Below are 26,930 nucleotides of genomic sequence, written 5' to 3'. Positions count from 1 at the left end.
CCGAGAATCCGGATTTCGTCATGTGCTCCGGTGAGCGCGTTCTCACTGGAGGTGCGGATGAACATTCATCATGTACTCCGATGAGTGCTCCTTCACCGGAGAAGCTGGCCGAATCGCAGTTGTTCTCCGCTGAACGCACTCTTCGCCGGAGATTCTACTCTTTTCTCCAGATAAAAAGTCGGTGACTCAATCGTTTTGGATTGAGTCACCGACTTTTTATGCTGTTCATTTTTATTATTTGATGATTTGGGAGGTTGGGCAGTGCTTTTCTGCCGACGCGCTTTCTTGCGCAACACCCAGATGGACCATCAGTACGGTACCGGCAATACAGTCGGCCTCAACCTCTACCGGAGCCGGCTCATTCATCGGACAAACCGTTACCGTGCAGGCATTGCATTTCTTTCTGCCGCTCGCGATCAAACGGATTTGACGGAATAAGATGTACCCCATCAAGGTCATAAACAACAACAAAACAATCCAAGATTGAACATTCATAGGTTATTCCCCTCTTCCTATTTGACCATCGGTTTCGCCAAGCTACCCCACATCGGCGAAGCTTTTTTCGGTGCGGGTCTGACGACCAGGAACACCAATATTGCCGTTGCTGCAGCCGCTATGCTGGCTCCTGCCCCGAATGGCGTGCCCAAAACGATGACGGATCCGAGCTGATTGATGATGAAGGCCAAGACATAAGCCAAAGTAGTTTGATACAAGACGCCAAAAAGCGTCCATTTAGCACTGCCGAATTCGGTGCGCATCGCTCCAACAGCCGCGAAACACGGCATGCAGATCATATTGAACACGAGGAACGATACTGCGCTGACCGGGTTGAACAGTGTGCTGAATGCGGCAGCTACCTCCGTCTCCGAACCGGTTGTGTTCATCAGCACACCAAATGTGCCGACAACATTTTCCTTCGCGATCAAACCTTGGATAGTGGCGACTGTCGCTTGCCAAGAGCCGAAGCCCAATGGCGCGAAGAAAACAGCAACTGCACTGCCGATCTTGGCCAGGATGCTTTGATCGCTTTCGGCAGTCATCCGCAGCTGCCAGTTGAAAGAAGATAAAAACCAAATGAAGCTGGAGCTGAGGAAAATGACAGTTCCCGCATTTTTGACAAAGGCCAAACAACGGGCCCATACTGCGCGGAAAATGCTTTTCCACTGCGGCCAGTGATACATCGGCAATTCCATGACGAATGGCGATGCTTCCCCGGAAAAGATGGCTGTCTTACGCAGCAACACGCCGGAAAAGATGACAGTCGCAATTCCCAACAGGTACATCGACAAAGCAACCCAGGATGCACCGCCAAAGATGGCATTGGCGATCAGGGCGATGACCGGCAGTTTCGCACCACATGGGATGAAGGAAGTGGTCAGGATCGTCATGCGGCGGTCCTGCAGATTTTCGATCGTGCGGGAAGCCTGGATGCCCGGGACCGAACAACCGGAACCGATCAGCAATGGAATGAAAGATTTACCCGAAAGGCCGAAGCCACGGAATACCCTGTCCATCACGAAGGCGACGCGGGCCATATAGCCGCTGTCCTCCAGCAAGGTCAAGCAGAGGAACAAGGCGGCCATCTGCGGTAGGAAGCCCAGAACTGCACCTACGCCTCCGATGGCACCGTCGATCACAAGGCTGCTGACAGCCGGATGGATGTCGATGCTGTCGAAGAAACTTTGTACGATACCTGGCACGATGCTTCCGAACAACACATCGTTTACCCAATCGGTCCCCCACGTCCCCACAGTTGTGATGGCGAAGTAGTAGACCGCATACATGATCAGGACGAAAATCGGCAACCCAAGCCAGCGGTTCGTTACGATGTGATCGATCATGACCGAGAAAGAAGCTTTGTCGCTATTTTTCACGAGCACTTGGCGCGTAATTTTCGTCACGAATTTATAGCGTTCGTTGATCAGGATTGCTTCGGAGTCGTCATCCAATTCCTTTTCATAACGGCTGAGCAGGCCTTCCATGACAGCCAGGCCGTCCTCAGGAATCGCAAGATTTCCAGAAGTTTGTCCGTCCCTTTCGAAAAGTTTGATGCTGTAGTAACAACGCAATTTTTTCGGAACCAATGGAGCAATAATTTCTTCGATCGTATCAAGGATGCTTTCCACGACGATACTGTAAGCAATCGGTTCAGCTACAGATATCGGTGCAGCGATGGCCTTGAACAACTCTTCCAAGCCGCTTTCCTTCAGAGCCGAAATCGTTACGAACGGCAGACCGAACGCGCGCGACAATCCGGCGACGTCCAGCTGATCGCCCCGTTTCTCGACGATGTCCATCATGTTCAGAACGACAACGATCGGCAGATGCAATTCCATCAATTGGGTAGTCAGGTAAAGATTCCGCTCCAAGTTGGAGGCATCGACGATATTGATGATCAAATCCGGTGCATCCAGCGTCAAATAATCGCGCGTGACGATTTCCTCGATTGTGTATGGGGAAAGCGAATAGATGCCCGGCAGATCGATGACCTGCGTCTCGCCGTCATGCAGCAATGTGCCGGCTTTCTGTTCGACCGTAACCCCCGGCCAGTTGCCGACGCGTTGGGTGGAACCAGTCAAATGGTTGAATAAGGTCGTTTTTCCGCTATTGGGATTTCCGACCAGCGCTATGGTTTTCCCCATCAGTTTTCCTCCCCGAACGTAACTTCAATCATTTCGGCATCTTTTTTCCGTATCGATAATTCATATCCGCGCACCATCACTTGGATCGGATCGCCCAATGGAGCGACTTTTCTGACATAAATGCCAGTGCCTTTCGTGATGCCCATATCCATGAGTCTTCTGCGGGTAGCGCCCTGTCCTGTTATCTTGTTCACAATTGCAGTGACACCGATCGGTAAGTCTCTTACATTCGTCAAAATCGTCCCCTCCATTCCTTCAGCAATAGTAATTTCCCGACACTAATTGAGAACCGTTCTCATTAAGTCATAGCTTAAGGCATAGACGCCTTCCGGTCAAGACAATTCGTGCATTTTTACTTATTTTTTTTCATCAGAAATGAGTGGCTGAAACCTGCCGCAAGGGTACGAAAAAAATAAAAAAGGCACGGAAGAGGTCAACTCCTCCCGTGCTTGTGAAATGTTGTCTCTTTTCAGCGACGATGTTTGTCATAATTGCTGCGGCTGACACTCGATACTTCCAAAACGGCTTTGATCACAACGGCGACCACTGCCCCCAAGACGGCTCCAAGCGGCCCGAACAAAAGGATGCAGATGACGGTCGCCAGAAACGTGTACAGTGGTCGGATTCCGAGTTCCTTACCGGTAATGAACGGCTCCACGATCTGACGGACGACCACAAGAATGATGTACAGCAGTCCGATTTGCCAAGCCAGCGTTGTGTTCCCGAGCAGCAGATGGATCACCGCCCAAGGGATCATCACCATCCCGCTCCCCAGAATCGGAATAAGATCGAAAACCGCGATCCCCAGCGCCTTCAGGAACCAAAAATCGACGCCGAAGTACAGGAACCCGATGCACAACAGGACAAAACTGATGGCAGCCAATTTGACGGCTGATATGAGGTACCCCTTCAAGCCTTTTCCGGTTGCGTTGATGATTTCTTTAATATAATAGCTGATCGTATCCAATGCGATCCCTCGCTTTCTCTTAGTAAATTCAGTATACACACCTGTGCGCCTGCCCGTCATCGGTCATTGGTCGGATTCTTTCGTCCTCTGCGCGAAGCAGCCGATGGCGGATGCCATCAGGATAGTACTATGATAAAATGATATAGGAAACAGACACTGATTACACGTCAAAACACTTGGGAAATGGAGCATAAAATGGAATCCAAACATCTTCAGAAATTTTACGATAAAACCCCAACCGAAAGGATCACTGCCTTACAGTCGGCCGGCATCCTGAATGAAGAAGCGACAGCCAAGCTTCAGGAAGGATTAACGTTGCCGCAGGAAATCGCCGACAACATGATTGAGAACCAATTGAGCACTTACGAATTACCCTACGGTGTCGCCTTGAACTTTCTGATTGACGGAAAAGACTATGTCGTCCCGATGGCCATCGAAGAGCCTTCCGTCATCGCGGCGGCCAGCGCAGGGGCGAAAATCATCGCTATGTCGGGCGGATTCCGCACTACGATCCAGAAACGGGTCATGATCGGTCAAGTCGCACTGAAAAATGTCCCCGACAGCGTTGCTGCTGAACAGCTGGTCCTTTCGCATCAGGAAAAAATCCTGCAGGTGGCAAATGCTGCCCACCCTTCCATCGTGAAGCGTGGCGGCGGAGCCCGTCGCGTCAGCGTGAGGATTCTTCCTGCAGATGATGTTGAAGGGATTCCGTCGTTTTTTGTCGTCCATCTGCATGTCGAGACGATGGAGGCGATGGGGGCCAACATCATCAATACGATGATGGAAGGCGTCATCCCTTACTTGGAGAGTTTGACCGGCGGCGAAGCTTTGATGGGCATCCTGTCCAATTACGCGACCGACTGCTTGGCGACCGCTGAATGCCGGATACCGGCTGCACTTCTGGCCAAAGGCAGGTTCTCCGGTGAAGAAGTGCGCGACCGACTGATCGAAGCTTATCAGTTTGCTTACGTCGATCCTTATCGCGCCGTCACCAACAACAAAGGCATCATGAACGGCATCGACGCCATCGTACTGGCATCCGGAAACGATTGGCGCGCCATTTCCGCCGGGGCACACGCTTATGCCTCCCGCAACGGACAGTACCGTTCCTTGACCTCCTGGAAAAAAGCGGAAAACGGGGATCTGCTCGGAAGTCTGACTTTGCCATTGCCGATTGGAGCTGTGGGTGGGTCCATCAACTTCCACCCTGCTGCGAAAATGACGAAAGAAATCCTCGGATACCGTTCGGCATCCGAACTGGAGTCCATCATCGCCTCGGTTGGCTTGGCGCAAAATTTTTCCGCCATCAAAGCGCTGGTGACGGAAGGCATCCAAAAAGGACACATGGGTCTGCATTCGCGGTCACTGGCGATCAGCGCGGGCGCGGGCGGGAACGAAATCGAACAGCTGTCCCAGCTGCTCAAGGGCGAAAAAAATATGAATCTGGCGACGGCGCAGGAACTTTTGAGCCAAATCCGCGGTGCGGATGCAGTCGATTGAGTCATAACAAGATCGGCGGAGATTTTCGGAGCGAACTCCCGGGCTGGATTCCAGTTTTTTCTCCGGTGAGGCGAGCCTCGCCGGAGTAGAGGTATCGGATTTTGTTTCTTCTACGGTTGCGGCGGCCTCGCCGGAGTACAGGGGCTGAAATTTGTTTTTCCTCCGGCCAAGGCCGGCTTGGCCGGAGGAGCCGGCCCCCGGAACCATCCAAAATAAAAAACAAAAACAGCACGCCATCACCAGTAATTTGGCTGACGGCGTGCTGTTTTTTCATCGCATTCATCATCTGGTTTTGTTCAGATAGATGCGTTTGTTGTATTCCATACCTTCAACGCAGATGGTTGCAGGATCTGCATCCACATCCAATTCGATGCTTGACCCATCGATCGGCAGAACGCGAGAAAAGATCTCTTCATATTCTTTGACTGTCACTTCTTTGCGTCCGGCGAACATTTTCCCATGCTCAGCGGCAGCTAAAGCCTCCTTGAATCCATCCTGCAGAGTGGCTGAGAAGAACTCTCCGACCGCTCCGGATCCGTAACTGAAGAGACCGATTTTGTCGCCCGCTTTCAGGTCATCGGAAAGTTCCAGCAAGGACAGCAGGCTCAGATACAGGGAACCCGTATAAATATTGCCGACGATCTTGTTGTAGACAGTGCTGGTTTGGTAATGCGCCGACAGACGTTCGCGGTCCGCTTCGGAACCTTCGTCCAGCACTTCACGCAGAGCTTTCATGCCCATCTTCGTGTAAGGCAGATGGAAACAGATCGCTTCGAAATCAGACAAGGTGGCGCCGTATTTTGCTTTGAACTCTTCCCAAGTGTTCAGGAAGAACGAAATGTACTGCTCATTTGAATATTTACCGTCGACAAAAGCCGTTTCCGAGTAGATGGGTCTCCAAAAATCCATCACATCGGCGGTCAGATAGCTGCTTTCATTCTCTAGCGCAAGGATGCGCGGTTCCGCACTGATGATCATAGCCACTGCCCCGGCACCTTGTGTCACTTCACCGGCTGTGCCGATTCCGTAGCGGGAAATGTCCGAACCGAGCACCAATACTCGGCTCTCCGGATTCAAAGCGACATGACCTTTCGCGAGTTGGATGCCGGCTGTCGCTCCGTAGCAAGCCTGTTTCAATTCGATGCAACGGGCATGTTCCTGGATCCCCAAAAGATCATGTACGTAGACGGCACCTGATTTCGAATTGTCGATGCCGGATTCCGTTCCGAAAATGACCAAGTCGATTTTCTCCAGATCCTCTTCATCGATGATCCGTAAAGCGGCATTCGCGGCGAGTGTAACAGCATCCTGCGTTATGGGCGCGACAGCCATCTTTTCTTGCCCGATGCCGATCGTATATTTGGCCGGATCCACTCCCCTGGCCTCCGCCAACTTTTCCATATCCACAAAGAAGTGTGGCGCATAAAAGCCAATCTTATCTATCCCAATCTTCACGACAACTACCCCTTACTTTTCATATATAACTTATTTGATGCCTCTCATCCCAAATGATAGACCAGACCGCTCAAAAAAACAACCTTAGGACACCAAATTAAAGATATCTTACAAAACCCATATCGAAAAATTGTATATAATTTGAAATTCTTTACCAATTCTTATATCATTATGAGCGCTTAGTCACGTAAAATAGGAAGTATCAAAGGTCGATGAAAATAATTCTACCCAAAATAATACAAAAAAGGAGACATTTAATGGAAGAAGTCGTAATTGTCAGTGCTGCCAGAACCCCCATCGGTTCATTCGGAGGCAGCCTCAAAAATTGTACCGCAGTCGATCTGGGGAAGGCAGCCTCAAAAGCTGCGTTGAACCGTGCCGGTTTATCCCCTGAAGAAGTAGATTCCGTCATTTTCGGAAACGTCCTGCAGGCAGGCATCGGCCAGAATACAGCGCGGCAGATTGCAGTCGCTGCCGGAATCCCTTATGAAAAAACCGCCATGACGATCAATGAAGTCTGCGGCTCCGGTTTGAAAGCAATCATCCTCGCGAGCCAAGCCATCCGTCTGGGCGATGCCAGAACGGTGGTTGTCGGAGGCACCGAAAGCATGTCGCAAGCTCCCTATCTCTTGCCGAACCAACGCTGGGGAAGCAAACTCGGCGATATCAACGCCATCGACAGCCTTGTGCACGACGGCCTGACGGATGCGTTCGATCATCAGCACATGGGCATCACGGCCGAAACGGTGGCGGAAAGATTCCAAGTGAGCCGAGAAGAGCAGGATGCTTTCGCGCTGCATTCGCAACAAAAGGCTGCCGCCGCCCAAGAAGCGGGCTATTTTAAGGAAGAGATCGCGCCTGTCATCCTCTCGGACCGCAAGAACCAGCAGACGGTCGTGGCCGATGATGAATATATCCGCAAAGATGTCACTATGGAGAGCTTGGGCAAATTAAGACCAGCCTTCCAAAAGAACGGCACGGTGACTGCCGGGAACGCATCCGGGATCAACGACGGAGCCGCCGCCTTGGTGCTGATGCCGAAGTCGGAAGCCGAAGCGAAAGGCATCCCATACCTGGCCACAATCAAAGGCTATGCCGAAACAGGAATCGACCCGGCCATCATGGGCTATGCGCCTTACCATGCCATCAAGCAAGTGTTGGAAAAAACCGGATTGCATGCAGAGGACATCGACCTGTTCGAATTGAACGAAGCGTTCGCTTCCCAGAGTATCGCCGTAACCAGGGATTTGGGCTTGCCTGAGGAAAAAGTCAACATCTGCGGCGGCGCAATCGCCTTGGGACATCCAATCGGCGCATCCGGATCCCGGATTTTGGTGACCCTGCTGCACGCACTGGAACGGACGGATACGAAGCTCGGTCTCGCCTCCCTTTGCATCGGTGGCGGAATGGGCATCGCCATGATCGTTGAGCGTCCGTGACCTATTTTTGACAGCACACAATCGCTTCTCCGTCATTTGCTTGACCGGGGAGTTTTTTTCATAAAAATACTGATAAGAACAGCGCGCATTTCGATATGTTATTGAGTTTTCAACGAAAATGTGGCATACTCTTTATGAGAAATTTTTAATTTAAAAATGAGAATAATGTAGAGGAGACTGAATCCGTGACGACCTATCATAGCACACGAAATGCAGAAAAAACACTGACGGCTTCACAAGCAATATTACAAGGGATAGCGCCAGACGGCGGATTGTACGTACCCGATCACATTCCGGCTTTGGACATCGCATTGGATCGCCTGGCCGACATGACTTACCAAGAATTAGCCTACGAAGTAATGAAAAACTTTTTTGACGACTTCACTGAAGAAGAATTGAAACATTGCGTCAACGCAGCCTACGATGACAAATTTGACGACTCCAGCATCGTCCCATTGGTGAAAGCCGGCGGAAACCACTACCTGGAATTGTTCCACGGCCCGACAATCGCGTTCAAGGACATGGCTCTTTCCATCTTGCCTTACCTAATGACGACTTCAGCCAAGAAAAACGGCAGCACGAAAGAAATCGTGATCCTGACGGCAACTTCGGGCGATACCGGAAAAGCGGCCTTGGTCGGATTCGCGGATGTGCCGAACACACGCATCATCGTCTTCTATCCTAAGAACGGCGTCAGCGCCATTCAGGAAAAACAAATGGTGACGCAAAAAGGCGACAATACTTCCGTTGTAGCAATCGATGGAAACTTCGATGACGCACAGACGAACGTCAAAAATATGTTCGGAAATGCAGACTTGGCTGCACGTTTGGATGAAGCAGGATTCCAATTTTCTTCAGCCAACTCCATAAACATCGGACGCTTGATCCCGCAAGTGGTCTATTACGTCTATGCTTACGGCCAAATGGTGAAACAAGGCGCCATCGCTGCCGGCGAGCCAATGAACGTCGTAGTCCCTACCGGAAACTTCGGGAACATCTTGGCTGCCTACTTCGCGAAACAAATGGGCTTGCCGATCCAAAAACTGATCATCGCTTCAAACGAAAACAAAGTCCTGGTCGATTTCTTCGACACCGGCGCTTATGACCGCAACCGCGACTTCATTTTGACGACATCCCCATCCATGGATATCCTGGTTTCCAGCAACTTGGAACGCCTGTTGTTCCTGTTGGCCAATGAGAGCGCGGCAGCTGTCCAAACTTTCATGGACCAATTGAAGGAAATCGGTCGCTACGAAGTGACGGAAGAAATGAAGGAAAAAGCAAAGGATTTCTATGCCGACTACGCGACTGAAGAAGAAGTAAGCGCTCAGATTGCTGCGCTTTATCATGCTGAAGGCTATGTCATCGACCCGCACACAGCGGTGGCGGCGCATGTTGCCAACACTTATGTAGCTGAAACTGATGATCACACACCGATCATCATCGCTTCGACTGCCAGCCCTTACAAATTCCCGCAAGCAGTCCTGAATGCCATCGACCCTGAGTTTTCGGATGATTCCATGGAAGAAATGTTGGACCGCCTGAGAGAATTGAGCGGCGTCGCTTTCCCAGCAGCAATCGAAGAACTATTGCATGCGGAAGTTCGCCATAACACAGTTGTCGCTTCCGACGAAATGCAGAAGAGCGTCGAGTCCATCCTGGGCTTGAACTGATTTTCAAATGTTTAACTGCCTAGCCGGCGGTCCGGAATATTTCCGGGCTGCCGGCTTTTTTGCGCTTTTGATCATTTTTCATTCTGTCCTCCGGCGAGAATAGTCTTCTCTGGAGCTGAGAATGTAGAGATATGCTCTCCTCCGGCCAGCTTCTCCTCACCGGAAGTAGCGACTGTATTTCACTCGGAACTCCTGCCAACAGCTATTGGCCGGAGTTGCCGGTAATATTCCTTTCGTTTCTTCATCCAGGCACACACATCATCGAGAAATCCGCCCCGTTTTTTGGTAAAATGGAGTCAGAAAGAAACTGAATCGAGGCGCCACATGAATATATTGATCGACGGAGATGCTTGTCCCGTAAAAGACATCATCATTGAAGAAGCCATCAAACGCGAAATACCGGTCACAATCGTCACCAGCTTTTCCCACTTTTCAAATGCGCCCCAACCACCCGGAGTGAAGACGGTCTACGTCGATTCCGGTGCGGACGCAGCCGACTTCAAAATCATCCAGCTCGCAAAAAGAGGCGATCTGCTGGTCACGCAGGACTACGGCTTGGCTTCACTCGCTTTGCCGAAGGGACTCACCGTCCTCCATCACAAAGGCTTTGCCTACGACAACAGCAATATGGAGCGGCTGCTTGAGGACCGCTACATGAGTGCCATGGTCCGCAAAAGCGGCAAACGCACAAAAGGCCCGAAGCCATTCACGGACGCGGATCGGCATAAATTCAGGAAACTGCTTATTTCCAAATTGCAAGAAACCTAACAGACTAAATAGACCTAAGAAAGAGGTGCATTGTTATGCGCAATGAGATCATTATCGAAGATGTGAAACATGTCGTCGCAGAAAAGCTGAGGAACGAAGCTACGGGGCATGATTGGTGGCATACGCTCCGGGTCTATAACACGTCCATGGACATTGCCGAAGCGGAAGGAAACGGCGATCGCCTCATCATCGGCTTGGCGGCTCTTCTCCACGATGTAGCCGACCATAAATTCGGCTATACCGACGACGACCGCGAAGACATCATCACCGACATCCTCAGGCCGTTCGAGCTGAGCGACTCCGTCATCGAACAGGTCATCTACATCGTGAACAACCTTTCCTTCAAGCAAGGAAAAAACAAGCATGTGCTGGAAACGCTCGAAGGCCGGATTGTGCAGGATGCCGACCGCCTGGATGCGATCGGCGCAATCGGCATCGCGCGCGCATTTGCGTATGGCGGGCACAAAGACCGGCCGCTTTATGATCCCGAGCACACTGGGGATTCGGACAGCGATACGATCGGCCATTTCCACGAAAAACTGCTCCTGCTGAAGGATGGCATGCACACGGAAACCGGCAAACAAAAGGCGATTGCCCGCCACACTCGGATGGAACAGTTCCTGAAGGACTTCCATTCCGAGTGGGAAGGCCACTAGTAATCAACACAAATAAGAGTGAATCCAAATCAGTTCAAATGATTTGGGTTCACCCTTTTTTATTAACATAGCATTACTAATCTGGATAAAAAAAAACAAACCTATCATCATTATAAAAGCTTTTATGGCTTGTTAAGCTTCATAAAATTATCTTTTTTACTGAAATGAACAGTAACTTGTTCAGCACTTGTTCACATTTGTTACTACTAAATAAGATGCTCCAACAACGCCAGCATCGTTACCCAATTCGGCAAGCTTCAATTTAGTCGATTGCTGTACATTTGGGAAAGCATATCCCAAAAAGTGTTTATTGACCTTTTCCAGCAATAATTCTCCTGCAGCAGAAACGCCGCCGCCGATAATGATGTAAGCTGGATTCAACAGATTACCGATATGGCTGCATGCCAGACCTAAAAAATAGGCAAAGCGATCCACAACGATTAGCGCCAATGCATCGCCATCTTTAGCGAAATCGAAAATCATTTTTGAAGTGATTTCCTGGCCATCATCAATCAGGCTTTTTAAGGTTGAATCTCCGGCATACTCCTCGGCGTATTTGCGCGCTAGTTGGACGACCCCGGTAGCGCTGGCAACGGTCTCCAAACATCCATTTTTCCCGCAAGTGCACTCAAAGCCATCAGGATCGACCGTCATATGCCCGATTTCTCCGCCCGAACCGGCTGTCCCATGGATCAGGTGCCCGTCTGCAATGATTCCTCCACCGACGCCTGTCCCTAAGGTGATGAATACGACATCATGATTATCCTCGCCTGCACCACGCCATTTTTCTCCAAGCGCGGCGACATTTGCATCATTGTCGATGAAAAACGGGATGCCCGTTTCTTGTTCCATCGTTTCCCTTACCGGTTGCGGGGAAACCCAATTCAAATTGAACGCTCCAGTAACGGTCCCTTCACTTCTATCGACTGCGCCGGGCGAACCCATGCCTATACCCAAAAAGTCATCAGGAGTGAGCCGGTATAAGTCCAAATGATGCTTGATGGATTCAATTATGTCCGGCATTATTTTAACACCGTGGTCACTGTTATCTGTCGGGATACTCCATTTTTGGAGAACTTCCCCTTCTTCGGATAGTATGGCCAATTTCACTGAAGTTCCACCCAAATCTATTCCCATTACTTTTTTGTGCATCCCGTATTGCCTCCAAATCAAAAACTTGTTCACCTTCTACGCTGCCTGATTGCTCAACGTTTGATAAAATATAAATTGAACGATCCGGCCGTTTTCAACGGCTATAGTTGTATTCCCTTACGTCCATAATTTGTCCCGTCTCTGCTGCCTTAAAAATGGATTCGATAATCTTCATCAATTGATAAACTTCATCATTTTTGACAACAGCTTCCGACTCGCCCCTGACGACTTTAGCGAAATTCGTATAGAACGGATCCATTTGGGTTGTCACTTTTTCAAATTTTTCTTTTATGATTGCCTCTTCAGAAGGCGGAGCCATGGTTTTTGTCAGTCCTTGGCCGGCTTTGATTGGTTTGGGTGCTACCACAAATTCAAGTCCGCTTTGCTTCACGATTTTACCTTTTAGATTCCAATCTTCTATGATAGCCGATCCCGTTGTCCCCTTTACGTACCAACGTGGGAGTTTGACATAATTGGTTGTCCCGACTTCTACAAGGGCGGTTACGCCATTTTCGAAAGTCAGATAACTGATGAAGCCATCATCCACCTCATCGCCCAATACATAGCTCAAATCTGCGGCAACTTTCGCCAATGGGCTATCGATCATATACAGTAGCTGATCCAATAAATGAACGCCCCAATCCAAGAGCATGCCGCCGCCATGCGCTTTCAGGTGGCGCCAGTCACCCGGTATCCCATTGGCCCCCTGCACACGTGATTCGATATGAAAGATTTCTCCAATTTTTCGCTTCTCGTACAAATCCTTGACCATCTGAAAATCACTGTCCCAACGGCGATTTTGATGGACCATAAATACGCGGTCCCGTTCCTTTGCAGTATGCATTATTTCCAACAGGTCTTCGCTGTTAAGTGTCACCGGCTTTTCGCAAATAACATGTTTTCCTGCTTCCAACGCCTGGATAGCGATTTCTTTGTGTACATCATTCGGGGTTGCAATCAATATGGTATCTGCAGAAGCATCATGCAAAGCTTCTTCCAAGCTAGCATAGGCGCTGTACCCATCTGCTTCGCCAGCCTGTTGACGGCTTTCTAAAATATCAAATATCCCATGCAATTCCACTTCTGGATTTGCCTGAATCAACTTAGCGTGAAAACTGCCCATGCCACCGTATCCAATAATCGTGACCTTTAATTTCTTCATAATTAGTCCTCTTTTCTACGCCCACCACATGTCCTGTGGCGTCTCATTAATCAAAACGGATTGTAAATTCTTCACGGCTCTGTTCAATCCCTCATCGATGGACATCAAAGGATCTTCATGTTCAATACTGACCACATAATCATAACCATACATCCGCAAAGCGCTCATTATATCTGACCATACTTTTACATCATGACCGCATCCAACCGATCGGAACGTCCATGCTCTTGTTTTGACATCTCCATACGGTTGCATATCCAACAGACCATACATATTGATGTTATCTTGATCGAGATAGGTGTCTTTCGCATGGAAATGATGGATTGCTCCGGCATTGCCCAGGATCTTAATCGCGCCTACAGGATCAATTCCTTGCCACCATAAATGGCTGGGATCAAGATTCACGCCGATTGCATCGCACGTATTTTCGCGCAATTTCAAAAGTGTATACGGTGTGTGGCACAAAAAACCGCCATGCAGTTCAATACCAATCTTTACGCCATATTCGGTAGCCATTTCACCAATCTCTTTCCAATAAGGGATGAGCTTATTTTCCCACTGCCATTTATAGATATCTGTATAGACTTCTGGCCATGGAATTACCGGCCAATTAGGCGCTGTCGCATCTTCACTGTCCCCTGCCGTTCCCGAAAAAGTATTTACCACAGGGACGCCCATCAATGCAGCCAACTTAATGGTTTTCCTCAATATTTCATCTGCAGCTTTGGCTTCAGCAGCATCCGGAGAAATGGGGTTATTGTGGCAGCTGAATGCACTGATGGTTAAGTTCCGTTTTTCCAGCTCCGCTAAGTATGCTGCTCTCTTCTCTTCGCTTTCCAACAGTTCATCTGTAGGACAGTGATGGTTTCCAGGGTTGCCCCCGGTTCCAATCTCCACTGCGTTTAAACCTGCACTCTGGACCTTATCCAACATCTCTTCAAAACTTAAATTTGCAAATAAAGGTGTGAATACACCAAGTTTCATATCCATTCCCCGCTTTCTTAATTTCATTATCTGTCAGCCTTACACGCCTCTTTTAAACAAGCTGTTGTCTATTTTTTATTTCTTCCAACGCTTGACTGTTTCCGTAAGCGGGATAGGCATGCTTTGTCGGTTTGCACCAATCAATCCCGTTTTTAATGACTTGTTGGATCTCGGTGTTGTAGTAGGTAGGATAAGTCTCATGACCCGGTTGAAAATAAAAAATCTTTCCGTTTCCGCGTCTGTAAGTCAATCCGCTGCGGAAAACATTCCCGCCTTCGTACCACCCGACAAAAATTAACTCATCCGGTGTCGGCACATCAAAGTGCTCGCCGTACATCTCTTCTTTTTCCAGCTCGATGTATTCGCCGATTCCGGCAGCTATCGGATGGCTTGGGTTCACTACCCAAATCCGCTCTTTTTCTTCGGCTTCGCGCCATTTCAGGTCGCAACTCGTTCCCATCAATTTCATAAATATTTTGGACATATGTGCCGAGTGCAAAACAACCAGGCCCATCCCTTTTAAAACGTGTTCATGGACGCGGTTAACTACTTCATCCGCTACTTCGTCATGGGCAAGATGCCCCCACCAAACAAGAACATCCGTTTCAGCCAACGCCTCTTCCGTCAATCCGTGCTCCGGTTCATCAAGTGTAGCTGTCTTTACATCAAAGCCCGCCTCATTTAAAAAGCTTTCAATTTGTCCGTGTATACCTTTAGGATATATTTTTGCTACAGCTTCATCCGTTTTTTCATGCCGATACTCGTTCCATACCGTAACTCTCATACGATTATCCCCTTTTTACAACAGTATTTTTTCCATCTCTTCTTTATATTGATTGATGTATACTGGCGCTCCTGTCTTGGCAGATTGATAAATGGCTTCCAGTATTTGGGTCACGACTAATGCTTGTTCTGGTTCCACAACCGGATTAGTATCGTTTTGGATGCTCTCAATCCATTGTTTCGCTTCTAAGTAGGCGGGATCATCTCCCGATCCGTCGTAGAAGTCTACTCCGCCAGGCTCCAACACCATCGTTTTATCGTACATCATGCCATCAGCTTCTCCGTTGATACGCAAGCCATCCTTCATATCAGCCCCGCCCTGAGTGCCGTGCAGAGTCGTTTGAGCTTCCCCTACATCCAAGGAATTCAAGGCCCAACTGGACTCCAGATAAATGGTCGCTCCGTTCTCCATTACGATAAAGCCGAAAGCGGAATCCTCTACGGTAAATTCAGCCGGATTCCATGGTCCGAAAGCATTTGCCGCGTTTTCGGTCCCTGCCAATTTATGATACGTATTCCCCACAACATACTTTGGTTTGTAGTTGTTCATCATCCACAACGTCAGATCAAGCGCGTGCGTTCCGATATCAATCAAAGGGCCGCCGCCTTGCGCTTCTTCATCGAGAAATACGCCCCAAGTAGGAACCGCGCGTCTCCTAATCGCATGAGCTTTAGCGTTATAAATGTCTCCCAATTCTCCCTTTTCACAAATTTTATGCAAATAAGAAGAGTCTTTTCTGAATCGATTTTGATACCCGATCGTCAGCTTTTTTCCGGTCCGATTCATCGCGGCTATCATTGATTCTGCTTCTTCCGAAGTTTTAGCCATCGGTTTTTCACACATCACATGTTTACCGGATTCCATCGCCGCTATTGAGATTTCAGCATGAGAAATATTTGGTGTGCAGACATGAATGACATCAATCTCTTCATTTTTTAAAAGTTCCTCATAGTCCGTATAGACATTTGCAGCATCCGTTCCAAATTCTTCTCTCGCTTTGCTTGCCCGTTCCTCGATAATGTCACAGAAGGCCACCATTTCAACAGTTTCCACTTTAGCCAAAGCTGGCATATGTTTGTTGTTTGCGATTCCCCCACAACCAATAATTCCGATTTTAATCATATTATTTATTTCCCTTCTGTTCTTTCTAAATTTATTTATCATTTCATAATTAGGTATAACGCTAAACCATTTTATGTAGTTTAAATCTTTTATTTAACGATGTCAACGCATTATTTATTCTTCGGTTAATAAAATGAAATAGATTATTGCCATAAAAGGTGTTATAGTAAGTTTAATTGCTGAACTGCAAAAACATTTATCGGTAAACTCTTATACAGATAAGGAGATCCTACACTTGACTACTTTAAAAGACATAGCTAAAGAAGCTGGCGTAAGCATCATGACAGTTTCAAATGTTATAAACGGAAATCATTCTAAAGTTTCTTTGAAAACGATAGAAAAAATAAATGATTTAATAAAAAAATACAATTACGCACCCAATGCTGTCGCTCGTTCACTTTCCATGCAATCATCCAAAATCATTGCTTTGTGCATACCTGGGAGCCATACGGAAGGATTGTTGCATAGTCCCTACAACAGTAGGATTGTTAGTGCCATAGAAAAATTCGTTAATACAAAAGGTTATTATTTAATGATAAGTAGTACGCCGAATATTGATCAAATCATTTCCAACATTAATACATGGAATGTAGATGGCGCCATTTTTTTAGGACTTTCTAGCGAAAACCTAAACTACATAAATAGTAGACTTTCCATTCCCTTTATTTGTATTGATACTTACCATAATTTGGAAAAAGTTATAAATATTGGGTCGGATGACTTTAAAGGTGGATACCTGGCTGCAAAATATTTCATAAATATGGGGCATAAAAATATTGCCTTTGCATCTGCGGAAGAAATCAAAAGCCCAACATTATCTAATAACACATTATTGTACAAACGATACTTAGGATTTAAAAAAGCGCTGGAAGAAGTGGGCCTGGACTTAAAACAAGATCATATTTTTGGTGCGGATGTTTCCTATGAGGGAGGCATTCAAATAGGAAAACTACTGGCTGAACAATCAGATATCACCGCAGTATTCTCAACAGCCGATATTATGGCAATTGGAATTATCGAAGGTGCGCGGCTGAGCGGACTAAGCGTACCAAGAAATCTTTCTGTTATTGGATACGATGATCTACCCTTCAGTTCCTTTGTAACACCTAAACTAACGACCATCAGACAAAACGTAGATCAAAAAGGTGAGTTGGCTGCCACTCTGTTATTCAAACTATTAAAAGGAGAAATAATTAAAGAAACAGATACTACTACTCTAGACGTTGAATTGATAGAAAGACAGTCGGTTCTTTCCATTCAGTAAATATAGCTAAATTACAATTTTTTAACTTCATTGTAAATTAGTGTTATTGTATTTCTTAAAAATTTTATTAATAAAAAACGAATTATACAGAGCCGATATAGCAAAGCCACCAAATGTTCCTAAATAGATACCGGTTATTAAACCAATTCCTGAAGTGAAGAAAAATGTCGAAAGTATCACAGTTATAGGAATTAATAACAACATGTAAGAAAAATTGGAAAGGGTTATTATCAAAGAATTAAAAAGGAATTTTTTGGTGCTGTTCTCATATAGAGCAACATATGGAAAAATGAAAGTAAGGACACACAGATAGATAAACGTAAAAACAGCAAGTACCACTGAAGAAAAAATGTATAAGACGCCTGAGAAGTTCTGAAGGAGTTGGTAATTTACTGAGAATAAAAATCCTATGAATACCATAATTCCCCACACAGCAGTACTCACTTTGAAATTCTTTTTAAATGCAAGCATAAATTCCCGAACGATATACATATCTTCTTTTGAAACCATTTTTAACGTCACTTTATATAGTGCTGTCAATGACGCTCCAATAGTAAATATAGGTATACATCCGAGAATGAATAATATATTTATTATCATGATATCTACAGCTTTAGCTAGCAACTTAAAAATTGGGCTTTCTAAGTCAAATAATTTATTCATATTGTTCTCTCCATTTTTTTCAAGTCCTGCCGATCTTTCTGTTTTTATACATTTTAAAGCACTTTTTTTAATTAATACATAGGACACAGACAGCCATTTGATAGCCTCTATCTCAATTGGCTGTCTGGAACTATTTTTTCAAATACTTCGTGTGATGACTAAAAGAAGTTATTATTAATTATTTACAAGATTACTTTGGTATCTTTCTAAAGCTGTTTGTTGAATTTCCATAAATTCGTCATAGCCCATTTTTTCCAACGTAGACATATAAGTGTCCCATTCTTCCTCTACTCCGCCTTCAACAATCCATTTAGCTTGCATAGATGATACATATGAACCAATATCAACATTCAAAGTAGATAAACGACCAAGTTCTTCAGATGTATAAACGACACTTGGATACTGTTCAGTAGCGTATTGATTAATTTCAGCATCTAATTTTAATTTTAAGCCGTCTCCGCTCTCTTCATTTAAGGTAACTTTATCATTAAAACCTTCGGAGATATACTTCGGACCAAAATCTCTAAATGAATTGACCCAAGCAAAAGTATCAGCTGATTCACCTTCTGGAGGAGCAAGGACAGTATATGTTCCGTCTTCTTCTTTATCCACGGCTAATCCAAATGATCCATAAAATGTTTGAATGCTTGCATCTTCAGTATAAAATTGATCTGCCCATTGAAGTAACTTAGCAGGGTTCTCAGCTTCAGTAGTAACTAATAGCTCTCTTCTGGAATAAACTGCTGCATCTGTATGCACATATCGAGTACCGTCAGGACCTTGTAATGGCGTAAGAGCAACATATTCATCTTTATTCGGACCAAAAACAGCATCTGGCGTCCATCCGGCTGATACACCAACTAAAGAAATATCTTTGTTTTGACGTTTTGCTAGAGACATTGAAGCATCATGAGTAAAAAGTTCTGGATCTACTAAACCATCTTGATATGCTTTATGCATCCATGCTATTCCATCGCGATAGCCATCACTAGTTGGTAAATAAACTGTTTCATCATTTCTTAGAGCAAGCAATCCGCGATTATCATTAACCCCCTTGGTCATTCCAAAAGGCAATAAGAAACTCAATACGTCTGCGCCATCCGATGAAAAGGGAATTTCATCATTAGGATCTCCATTTCCATTAGCGTCTTGCTCCTTGAAAGCTTTTAATACCATTTCAAATTCTTCTACGGTATCTGGCATTTCTAACCCTAAATTATCTAGCCATTGTTGGTTGATAAACATTTGATTACCGGCAACTGGGCGAAGTGGCAGTTTAGTTGGGAGGCTATAAATATGTCCATCAGGAGAGGTACTTATTGCTCGCAACTGCGGATCTTCAGCCATAGCAGCTACTAAGTTAGGCATATTTTCTTCAATTAAATCTTCCAGTGGAATAAACATATCTGAAAATTGAGCGATTTCAGCATCGCTTAGCGCATTAGAGCCCAAAAATGCATCTGGTAAATCTCCACCCGCCATTAAAACGGCTTTCTTATCGCCCCAGTCAGAATTCAAGTAAATTTCCCAGTCAATTTCTATACCAGCTTTTTCTTCAGTCTCCTCAACAAACCCTTTTACAAATTCATCCCCCCAGTCTGACCATCTTACTGTGGCAATAGAATAGTCACCGCTCTCAGTCGCTAGCGCCTCTTCTTCACTTTTTGCTGTATCACTACAACCTGCCAAAACGCCTAACGTTGCTCCAAATGTAATGAATGTCGTAAATTTTTTATTAATCACTTTTTTTCCTCCTCTGTTGTCTATTCCTTGATCGATCCGATCATAACACCTTGGTTGAAATATTTTTGTAAAAAAGGATACAAGCACATAATCGGCAATGTCGAAACTACGATTGCAGCATATTTCATCATATCTGATAATTGCCTTAATTCAGTAGCAAGACTCCCAGATGTAGCTCCTAATAAAGATTCGTTTGCAATCAAAATTCTTCTTAATACTAGTTGTAGCGGTTGCAAATCTTCGTTTGTTAAATAAATTAAAGCGTTAAACCAAGAATTCCATATCCCAACGGCAGTCCACAAACCAATTACCGCTAAAATTGCCTTTGATAAAGGGATAACAAAACTGAAAAAATATCTGAACGTATTACATCCATCAATTTGAGCTGCTTCCCACAAACCCTCAGGAAGACTCGTGCTAAAAAAGGTTCGAGCGATGATGATATTGAAAGTGGATACTGCAAAAGGTAAAACCATTACCCAGAACGTATCTAATAAACCAAATTCCTTAATAATCAAATAGGTGGGAATGAGTCCCCCGCCTACAAACATCGGAATAATATAGAACAATGAAATCCATTTTCTTCCGACTAAATCCTTTCGAGATAATGCATAACCAGCTGGGATATTTACCGCTAGTGCAACAAAGGTTCCTACAACTGTATAAATAATTGTATTAAAATAACTTCTCCAAATGATATCTTGCTTAAACAGTTCAATGTAGCCGTCTAACTTCCATTCACTTGGCCAAAACCAAACATTTCCATTTGCAACTTCTGCTGGATTGCTGAATGATGCAATTATTACAAACCATAATGGGTAAATAATCAAAAGCATTAACAAAATAGCAAATCCATATACGCCGATATCAAAAAGGGTGTCTGTAAGTTTTCTTTTTTTCTTATATTCTGTTTTTTTTATTGTTAAATCCATTGCGTACTCCTTTCTTAAAATAGACTTGTTTTAGTCAATCGTTTAGAAATCCAGTTCACCAATAATAAAATTATAAGATTAACTATCGTGTTGAACAAACCTATTGCAGTTGATAGGCTGTATTGAAAGCTTTGCATACCAACTTTATATACGTAAGTAGAAATTATCTCACTTCCTGGAAGATTAAGCGGATTTTGAAGTAATAGAACCTTTTCAAAACCAACATTTAAAATATTTCCTGCTCTTAATATTAATAGAACCATTGTAGTTGGTAATAATAATGGTAAGTCAATATGCACTATCTTTTGCAAACGGCTTGCGCCATCCATATCTGCAGCTTCATAAAAAGCAGGATCGATTGAAGAAAGTGCAGCGAGATAAATTATACTATCCCATCCTACATGTTGCCAAACGTCACTCCATACATATACATCTTTAAACGCAGTTGGATTGGATAATAAGTTTGGCATTTCTAATCCTATCAAATTCAAAACGTTAGCAATTAAACCATTACTAGGGGATAAAAAGATTAATATCATCCCTGCCATTACCATTGTTGATATAAAGTGAGGGAGATAGGTGGTAACTTGAAAGATTTTTTTAAATCTTTCTACTCTTATCTGATTACACAAAATTGCCAAAATTATCGGTAATGGAAATCCTATTAATATGCTATACATACTGATGCTTAAAGTATTTGTCAAAGTAAATCCAAATTGGTAAGAATTAAAATACTGAACAAAATGATCCAAACCTACCCATGGACTACCTAGAATACCTAACGACGGAGAATAGTCTTTAAATGCAATTACCAAACCATACATCGGAAGATACGTAAAACAGAATAATAGGACAACTGATGGCAGCAGTAATATATACAAAGGCATACTTTTTTGCAATTTTTTTCTAAAATGTTTTTTTCTTGCTTCTTTCCCCTCCAAACTCCTCGTTCTGTACCCACTTACTGTTAATTCTTTATCCATTTAAAGCTCCCTTCTAACCAAAGGTTTAGCGCTAAACAAAATAGGCGCTGTTAATAAATCAACTTTAAAGTTGATAATATTTTTGTTGATTATATTATTATTGCATCAACACATTCCAAAAAAGCCGGTTAAAAACTAAAGCGAGTCTCACCTTTATGGTTTAACGATAAACCAACGGGGTAAAAAAATTATTCCAAACCTTGCGTCTAGACGCATACACGCATTACTTGCGTATTTTTATTACAAAATATTTTTAGCATTACAAGCAGATGGAATTATTAACACTCCTCTCATCACGGTTTAAATATAGTAATCGATTTATCTAATCTCTATAAATTTCGCCTGCAGATAATCTCCTTACAATATTCGCCCGATTGGAATCGTTTGCACAAACAATATAACATTAGCCCCAACTCGTGTCAATAAAAATTTATAATGATTTTATCTTTAATGTCTTAATGAAATCCATCTGGTGCATAATAAAATGAGTTTCCATAATCTAGTCAGATCATGTGAGAGCCTTCATAAAAACTTTTGTATAACTGGTCATTACGACATGAAAAATCCTATAAAAGTTCTCCTAAGCGGAGATTTTTATAGGATTATTTTTCATATTAATTTGCCCTATCATAGCGCCATTTCGTAGATTTTTCTGCTGACATCCAGTGTCTGGTCAGCGCGTTCCGAAAGGCGATCACGCTTGTGGACTTCCAGTTGCTCAACCATATAGTCGATGTCCGTTTCTTCGATGCCGATTTCACTGAAACGGGTCGGCATTTCCAACGAACGGAAGAATTCCTCGGTTTTTTGGATGCCAAAATCGATCCGCTCTTCCTCATCGCCGGCATTGGCGCCCCATACGCGCTCTGCGTACTGCAGCAACTTATCCCATTTTTCATTTTTGCGTACCTTCATGGTGGCAGGCAGGATGACAGAAAGCGTACGGGCATGATCGGTTCCGTTCAAAGCTGTGATTTCATAGCCCAACGCATGGCTGGACCAATCCCCCGGCACCCCGGAAGCTGTGAAACCGTTGAAACCGTTCGTCACTGTCCACATGAAATTCGCCCGCGTGTTGTAGTCTATTTCTTCATCCGCCAGGACTTCCTGCCCGATTTCGATGAAGGTATGCAGTATGCCTTCGGACCAACGATCCTGCAGTTTTGCGCCGACAGGATAGGTCAAATAGTTCTCCATGACATGGACAAAGGAATCGGATAGGCCGTTCGCCAATTGCCTTTTCGGCAACGTGTACGTCAACTCGGGCTCTAGAATCGAAAAAGTCGGAAAGAGGTTCTCATTTTTGATGCTCACCTTCGCCTGCAATTCCTCGAAGCTGACTACGGTGATCGGGTTCATTTCCGAAGATGTCGCCGGAATCGTCAACACTGTCCCGAAAGGCATGGCCTTTTCGACCGGCAGCCCTTTGCCGACTCCGCTTGCGAAGATATCAATCGGATCGCCTTCAAACAGGCTGGCTGCGGCGATGAATTTCGTGCCGTCGATGACCGAGCCGCCGCCCACCGCAATCAGGAAGGTGTAACCTTCCGTTTTGATTTTCTCGACTGCATCCATCAGATATTCAAAGACCGGGTTCGCCGGAATTCCACCGAACTCCCCCCATTTCCTGTCGCCCAGAGCCTCCACGACACGGTCGAAGGTGCCTGAGCGTTTGGCGCTGCCGCCTCCGTAGGTGATCAATACTTTTGCATCTTTGGGCACAAACTTATCGATTTTTTTGACCTGATCCCTTCCGAATGCGATCCGGACAGGGTTATAAAATTCAAAATCCATGATTTCAGCTGACGGTGACATAAAATTCCCCCATTGGTTTCAGATAGTTATGCTAACTTGGTGCACAAAGCGTCGATCGCATTTTCAAAGATGGCAAGGCCGGCTTCCAACTGTTTATCCGTCATGACCAACGGGGCCAGAAAACGGACCACATTCCCGTAGGTGCCCGCATTTTCGATGATCAGCCCGTTCTGTACACAATGCTGGATCAGCGCGTTCACCAATTCCGGAGCAGGTTCCTTCGTCAGTCGATCTTTGATGAATTCGACGCCGATCATGCCGCCCAAACCGCGCACATCGCCGATTTCTTTGTATTGCTGTTGCCATTCCTCAACGCGGGCAGTGTAAGCTGCACCCAATTCCAATGAACGTTCGCAGAGGTTTTCGTCTTCGATGACTTGGATCGTCGCAAGCGCCGCCGCACAGGATACCGAATTGCCTCCGAAGGTGCCGCCGATCAATCCGCCGCCAATGCCTTTGACGATTTCGTCACGGGCAACGATGGCGCTGAGCGGGAACCCGCCTGCGATTGATTTTGCCGTACACAGAATATCCGGTGCACAGCCGACTTCTTCGTAATAGGAAGATGCGAACAGTTTGCCCGTGCGCCCGAATCCGGTCTGCACTTCATCAGTCATCATCATGATGCCATTTTCATCACAGATCTGGCGGACAGCTTTGACCCACTCGATCGGAGCCGGGATGAAGCCGCCCTCGCCCTGCACCGGTTCGAATACAATGGCAGCAACTTGGCTGGCAGGCGTCAACTCATCAAAGGCGCGTTTGATGCGTTCGATGTAGTAGGCCACTGCCTCTTCATCCGTGTAATAGGCCGGTTTGCGGTAAAGGTTCGGATAATCAACTCGGAATATGCCATCCGGGAATGGCCCTAAGCCGATCGAGTTGGCTTTTTTCGCAGTCATATGCGTCGTCAAAAGCGTACGTCCATGGAACGCACCGGAGAAGACGATGACATTCGGACGTTTCGTGTAGGCTCTCGCCACTTTCACGCCATTCTCGATTGCTTCCGCACCGCTGTTCGCAAAGAACGTCCGCTTCTTGAAGCCCTTCACCGGAACGATCTCGTTCATTTTTTCAGCCAATGCGATATACTTTTCGCTCGTAAGGATATTGATCATCGCATGAAAATAATCATTTTCCTGCTGCTTGACCGCTTCCACAACTTTCGGGTGGCGGTGGCCGATATTCAGAACGCCTACGCCTCCGACCCAATCCAAAAAGCGGTTGCCGTCAACGTCCTCGATGATGGCGCCCTCTGCTTTCGCGATCGCAACCGGGTAGACGCATGTCAAAGAAGGAGGGATTGCTTCAGATCTCCGTGCCAGTATGGCTGTTGCCTTTTCCCCCGGCAATACCGCAGTGATGATTTCCGGCAATTGATATCTCAATTCTGTTTCTGTAAGTGATGTTGTTCCTGTCATGACGCTCGCTCCCCTTTTCATGCATACTTGTCATATCTTTTGTAACTTCGATGGTTTGATTATATAGATTAATCAGGCAAACAAAAAACATTTCTTGACACCGGATAGGACATTTTCTGTTATGCGATGTCAGCTTCGTTCACATCGACTTGGGAACAAGGTTGCAATAACAACCAATATCTTTGATACATAAAGCATTCCAAGCAAAAAAACCTCCCGTTATCTTTACGGAAGGTTTCCTGACATGGAACTCCATTTATTTTTCGTTTTCATTTCATTTAAAGAATATTGCCCAGCAAACGGATGCGGAAATGTAAGGATTTCCGTTCCAAAACGGACTCATGAATTTGCATTCCGCTCAACAAAATGACCGAAACTGAAACGGACTGCATTTTTTTGGTCGCCGAATTGGATGCCTTCCTTCACCACCACTTTTTCCTCCAACAATTCCTGAAGCAATTCATCCATCTCGGCATCGGTTTTATTGGGGAAGCGACAATAAAGATGGTAGCCGCCTTTTGTCGGTTCAAAACTTATCTCTTGCCCGTATTTGTTTCTGAGCCAGGTCTGCAATTTGTCGGCGCGCTCTTTCAAAGCCGTAACGATGATCGGGAGATGCTCAGTGATTTCGCTCGCCAAATAATGGTCAGCCAGCAGTTGCGGCAAGAAACTCAATCCGGAGTCGATCTGATCGCGAATGTCGGCCAATTCCCGGATAATGGCGGCTGGCCCAACCATCCATCCGATCCGGATATGCTGACCGGCAAATTTGGACAAGGAACCCAGATAAAGCACCTGTTGCCGTTTATCCAAGCTTTTCAACGGACGGTTATCGACCGTTTCATCAAAAACAAAGCTGCCGTATGCATCATCCTCCACAATCGGGATGCGCTTCAGCAAACAATAATCAAGGATGGCCTGTTTCCGCTCCGGACTCATGACTGTACCTGTCGGATTCTGGAAAATCGGATTCAGAAAAATCATCTTCAGAGGGTACTGCAGAGAAGCTTCCTGGAGCCCCTTGACGGTCATTCCCTCGCCATCCATCGGAATCGGAATAATCCGCAGACCGGCAGCCTGAAAAAGCCGCAAAGAATAGAAATAAGAGGGTGCTTCGATGCCAATCGCATCCCCCGGTTTCAACAGACCTTGCGTGATCAAAAACAGTGATTGCTGGGTTCCTGAAGTGATGAAGATTTCCTCCAGGGGGACAGCCATCCCGTAAGCGGTCTGCAGGTGTTTTTGGACACTTTCCCTTGTCGCTTTGATCCCGCGGTTCTCCCTGATAAAGGTGGCTTCCCCATGCAGCATTTCCCCCAACGAAATATCCGGGATCTTCAGTTCCGGCAAGAGGTCCTTCGGCAAATCCCCATTCCCCAAATCCAGGATTTCGCGCGATCGGTGCTGCGCCAACAGCTGCTTAACGTTCCTTTGGTAAGGGGTGTCCACCGAAAGATTATCCGGCGTCAAGGAAGTCCGCCAATTGATGGTGGGCCTTGTCTGCATCCCCCATTTATTCGGATTCACGAACGTCCCGCTGCCTCGTTTGCGGATGAGGATCCCCTGCGTCGTCAGCTCTTCCAGTGCTCGGATGACGGTCGACCGATTGACCTGCAGTTCCTCCGCCAGCTTGCGTTCAGCCGGCAAGGCTCGACCGGGGACCAAATCGCCGGCTTTTATCTTCTCTTCGATCAGCTGCATCAGCTGTTGATAGAGCGGCATGCCCCTATCCTGATCCAGTCTCCACTCCACCATTCCTTCACTCTCCTTGTTTTTAAATCATTATACACCAAATTGGTTGGTTC

General features: G+C 45.9%; 23 protein-coding genes. 6 read left to right on the top strand and 17 right to left on the bottom strand.

Going from position 1 to position 26,930, the window contains the following annotated elements; translation table 11 throughout:
- Positions 1 to 234: 234 nt before the first annotated feature.
- The 4 genes from PH235_RS06290 to PH235_RS06275 form a co-directional block, all read right to left on the bottom strand.
- A complete protein-coding gene (locus tag PH235_RS06290; protein WP_272161518.1) occupies positions 235 to 495 on the bottom strand; it encodes a hypothetical protein in 261 nt (86 codons plus the stop codon).
- A gap of 17 nt (positions 496 to 512) precedes the next feature.
- Entirely contained in the window at positions 513 to 2,642 is a 2,130-nt protein-coding gene (gene feoB / locus PH235_RS06285) for a ferrous iron transport protein B (RefSeq protein WP_272161517.1), read from the bottom strand.
- Positions 2,642 to 2,878: a FeoA family protein gene (locus PH235_RS06280; RefSeq protein ID WP_211306227.1), complete on the bottom strand. Its 237-nt coding sequence runs from the start codon at positions 2,876 to 2,878 to the stop codon at positions 2,642 to 2,644. Before PH235_RS06280 ends, feoB begins: the two co-directional genes overlap by 1 nt.
- A 233-nt stretch (positions 2,879 to 3,111) precedes the next feature.
- Positions 3,112 to 3,609 (bottom strand): AI-2E family transporter, encoded by a 498-nt coding sequence (locus PH235_RS06275; RefSeq protein WP_272161516.1) that lies wholly within the window; start codon positions 3,607 to 3,609, stop codon positions 3,112 to 3,114.
- A gap of 159 nt (positions 3,610 to 3,768) precedes the next feature.
- Here PH235_RS06275 and PH235_RS06270 point away from each other — a divergent pair, with 159 nt between their 5' ends.
- The gene (locus PH235_RS06270; RefSeq protein WP_272161555.1) at positions 3,769 to 5,109 is read left to right on the top strand and encodes a hydroxymethylglutaryl-CoA reductase, degradative; all 1,341 of its coding nucleotides are present in this window, start codon (positions 3,769 to 3,771) and stop codon (positions 5,107 to 5,109) included.
- A 282-nt stretch (positions 5,110 to 5,391) separates the two neighbouring features.
- On the opposite strand, the gene PH235_RS06265 is transcribed toward PH235_RS06270, so the two are convergent.
- Positions 5,392 to 6,564: a hydroxymethylglutaryl-CoA synthase gene (locus PH235_RS06265; protein ID WP_272161515.1), complete on the bottom strand. Its 1,173-nt coding sequence runs from the start codon at positions 6,562 to 6,564 to the stop codon at positions 5,392 to 5,394.
- A 257-nt stretch (positions 6,565 to 6,821) separates the two neighbouring features.
- Between PH235_RS06265 and PH235_RS06260 the strand changes: the two genes are divergently transcribed.
- The 4 genes from PH235_RS06260 to PH235_RS06245 all read left to right on the top strand — a co-directional run bounded on the left by PH235_RS06260 (position 6,822) and on the right by PH235_RS06245 (position 11,100).
- A complete protein-coding gene (locus PH235_RS06260) occupies positions 6,822 to 8,003 on the top strand; it encodes an acetyl-CoA C-acetyltransferase (RefSeq protein ID WP_272161512.1) in 1,182 nt (393 codons plus the stop codon).
- 185 nt (positions 8,004 to 8,188) lie between these two features.
- The gene (thrC, locus tag PH235_RS06255) at positions 8,189 to 9,676 is read left to right on the top strand and encodes a threonine synthase (RefSeq protein WP_272161511.1); all 1,488 of its coding nucleotides are present in this window, start codon (positions 8,189 to 8,191) and stop codon (positions 9,674 to 9,676) included.
- A 324-nt stretch (positions 9,677 to 10,000) separates the two neighbouring features.
- On the top strand, positions 10,001 to 10,444 hold the full coding sequence (locus PH235_RS06250) for a YaiI/YqxD family protein (RefSeq protein WP_272161510.1): 444 nt from the start codon (positions 10,001 to 10,003) through the stop codon (positions 10,442 to 10,444).
- Between the two features lie 35 nt (positions 10,445 to 10,479).
- Positions 10,480 to 11,100: an HD domain-containing protein gene (locus PH235_RS06245; protein WP_272161509.1), complete on the top strand. Its 621-nt coding sequence runs from the start codon at positions 10,480 to 10,482 to the stop codon at positions 11,098 to 11,100.
- Between the two features lie 180 nt (positions 11,101 to 11,280).
- Here the strand turns inward: PH235_RS06245 and PH235_RS06240 are convergent, their stop codons facing one another.
- The 5 genes from PH235_RS06240 to PH235_RS06220 form a co-directional block, all read right to left on the bottom strand.
- Positions 11,281 to 12,252 carry an ROK family glucokinase gene (locus tag PH235_RS06240; protein WP_272161508.1) on the bottom strand — a complete coding sequence of 324 codons (972 nt, stop codon included), beginning with the start codon at positions 12,250 to 12,252 and terminating at the stop codon, positions 11,281 to 11,283.
- Positions 12,253 to 12,346: 94 nt separating this feature from the next.
- The gene (locus PH235_RS06235; protein ID WP_272161507.1) at positions 12,347 to 13,414 is read right to left on the bottom strand and encodes a Gfo/Idh/MocA family protein; all 1,068 of its coding nucleotides are present in this window, start codon (positions 13,412 to 13,414) and stop codon (positions 12,347 to 12,349) included.
- 15 nt (positions 13,415 to 13,429) lie between these two features.
- Positions 13,430 to 14,398, bottom strand: a complete 969-nt coding sequence (locus tag PH235_RS06230; protein WP_272161506.1) for a sugar phosphate isomerase/epimerase family protein — start codon at positions 14,396 to 14,398, stop codon at positions 13,430 to 13,432.
- 52 nt (positions 14,399 to 14,450) lie between these two features.
- Positions 14,451 to 15,182 carry a ThuA domain-containing protein gene (locus PH235_RS06225; RefSeq protein WP_272161505.1) on the bottom strand — a complete coding sequence of 244 codons (732 nt, stop codon included), beginning with the start codon at positions 15,180 to 15,182 and terminating at the stop codon, positions 14,451 to 14,453.
- Positions 15,183 to 15,197: 15 nt separating this feature from the next.
- Positions 15,198 to 16,304 carry a Gfo/Idh/MocA family protein gene (locus PH235_RS06220; protein ID WP_272161504.1) on the bottom strand — a complete coding sequence of 369 codons (1,107 nt, stop codon included), beginning with the start codon at positions 16,302 to 16,304 and terminating at the stop codon, positions 15,198 to 15,200.
- A 235-nt stretch (positions 16,305 to 16,539) separates the two neighbouring features.
- Here PH235_RS06220 and PH235_RS06215 point away from each other — a divergent pair, with 235 nt between their 5' ends.
- Entirely contained in the window at positions 16,540 to 17,568 is a 1,029-nt protein-coding gene (locus PH235_RS06215; protein ID WP_272161503.1) for a LacI family DNA-binding transcriptional regulator, read from the top strand.
- Between the two features lie 27 nt (positions 17,569 to 17,595).
- Here PH235_RS06215 and PH235_RS06210 read toward each other — a convergent pair whose 3' ends face one another.
- From PH235_RS06210 to PH235_RS06180, 7 genes are all read right to left on the bottom strand, one after another.
- Positions 17,596 to 18,231, bottom strand: coding sequence for a YesL family protein (locus PH235_RS06210; RefSeq protein ID WP_272161502.1), 636 nt, complete (start codon positions 18,229 to 18,231; stop codon positions 17,596 to 17,598).
- A 174-nt stretch (positions 18,232 to 18,405) separates the two neighbouring features.
- Positions 18,406 to 19,974 carry an extracellular solute-binding protein gene (locus tag PH235_RS06205; protein WP_272161501.1) on the bottom strand — a complete coding sequence of 523 codons (1,569 nt, stop codon included), beginning with the start codon at positions 19,972 to 19,974 and terminating at the stop codon, positions 18,406 to 18,408.
- Positions 19,975 to 19,994: 20 nt separating this feature from the next.
- On the bottom strand, positions 19,995 to 20,906 hold the full coding sequence (locus tag PH235_RS06200) for a carbohydrate ABC transporter permease (protein WP_272161500.1): 912 nt from the start codon (positions 20,904 to 20,906) through the stop codon (positions 19,995 to 19,997).
- Positions 20,907 to 20,920: 14 nt separating this feature from the next.
- Positions 20,921 to 21,793 (bottom strand): ABC transporter permease, encoded by an 873-nt coding sequence (locus PH235_RS06195; RefSeq protein WP_272161554.1) that lies wholly within the window; start codon positions 21,791 to 21,793, stop codon positions 20,921 to 20,923.
- A 723-nt stretch (positions 21,794 to 22,516) separates the two neighbouring features.
- A complete protein-coding gene (locus PH235_RS06190; RefSeq protein WP_272161499.1) occupies positions 22,517 to 23,704 on the bottom strand; it encodes an iron-containing alcohol dehydrogenase in 1,188 nt (395 codons plus the stop codon).
- A gap of 26 nt (positions 23,705 to 23,730) precedes the next feature.
- Complete coding sequence (locus tag PH235_RS06185) at positions 23,731 to 25,125, bottom strand: aspartate aminotransferase family protein (protein ID WP_272161498.1); 1,395 nt, start codon at positions 25,123 to 25,125, stop codon at positions 23,731 to 23,733.
- A gap of 339 nt (positions 25,126 to 25,464) precedes the next feature.
- The gene (locus tag PH235_RS06180) at positions 25,465 to 26,880 is read right to left on the bottom strand and encodes an aminotransferase-like domain-containing protein (protein WP_272161497.1); all 1,416 of its coding nucleotides are present in this window, start codon (positions 26,878 to 26,880) and stop codon (positions 25,465 to 25,467) included.
- Positions 26,881 to 26,930 lie beyond the last annotated feature (50 nt).

It is taken from the genome of Trichococcus sp. K1Tr (assembly GCF_028309625.1).
Taxonomy (GTDB): Bacteria; Bacillota; Bacilli; order Lactobacillales; family Aerococcaceae; genus Trichococcus.
Note: the sequence above shows the minus strand (reverse complement) of the source record. Positions and strands in the feature narration are given on the sequence as shown.

Coding starts and splice junctions, on each gene's coding strand:
- PH235_RS06290 (WP_272161518.1), bottom strand. CDS start 495: ATGAATGTTCAATCTTGGATTGTTTTGTTGTTGTTTATGACCTTGATG.
- feoB (WP_272161517.1), bottom strand. CDS start 2,642: ATGGGGAAAACCATAGCGCTGGTCGGAAATCCCAATAGCGGAAAAACG.
- PH235_RS06260 (WP_272161512.1), top strand. CDS start 6,822: ATGGAAGAAGTCGTAATTGTCAGTGCTGCCAGAACCCCCATCGGTTCA.
- PH235_RS06250 (WP_272161510.1), top strand. CDS start 10,001: ATGAATATATTGATCGACGGAGATGCTTGTCCCGTAAAAGACATCATC.
- PH235_RS06245 (WP_272161509.1), top strand. CDS start 10,480: ATGCGCAATGAGATCATTATCGAAGATGTGAAACATGTCGTCGCAGAA.
- PH235_RS06240 (WP_272161508.1), bottom strand. CDS start 12,252: ATGCACAAAAAAGTAATGGGAATAGATTTGGGTGGAACTTCAGTGAAA.
- PH235_RS06235 (WP_272161507.1), bottom strand. CDS start 13,414: ATGAAGAAATTAAAGGTCACGATTATTGGATACGGTGGCATGGGCAGT.
- PH235_RS06230 (WP_272161506.1), bottom strand. CDS start 14,398: ATGAAACTTGGTGTATTCACACCTTTATTTGCAAATTTAAGTTTTGAA.
- PH235_RS06225 (WP_272161505.1), bottom strand. CDS start 15,182: ATGAGAGTTACGGTATGGAACGAGTATCGGCATGAAAAAACGGATGAA.
- PH235_RS06220 (WP_272161504.1), bottom strand. CDS start 16,304: ATGATTAAAATCGGAATTATTGGTTGTGGGGGAATCGCAAACAACAAA.
- PH235_RS06210 (WP_272161502.1), bottom strand. CDS start 18,231: ATGAATAAATTATTTGACTTAGAAAGCCCAATTTTTAAGTTGCTAGCT.
- PH235_RS06200 (WP_272161500.1), bottom strand. CDS start 20,906: ATGGATTTAACAATAAAAAAAACAGAATATAAGAAAAAAAGAAAACTT.
- PH235_RS06195 (WP_272161554.1), bottom strand. CDS start 21,793: ATGCCTTTGTATATATTACTGCTGCCATCAGTTGTCCTATTATTCTGT.
- PH235_RS06190 (WP_272161499.1), bottom strand. CDS start 23,704: ATGTCACCGTCAGCTGAAATCATGGATTTTGAATTTTATAACCCTGTC.
- PH235_RS06185 (WP_272161498.1), bottom strand. CDS start 25,125: ATGACAGGAACAACATCACTTACAGAAACAGAATTGAGATATCAATTG.
- PH235_RS06180 (WP_272161497.1), bottom strand. CDS start 26,880: ATGGTGGAGTGGAGACTGGATCAGGATAGGGGCATGCCGCTCTATCAA.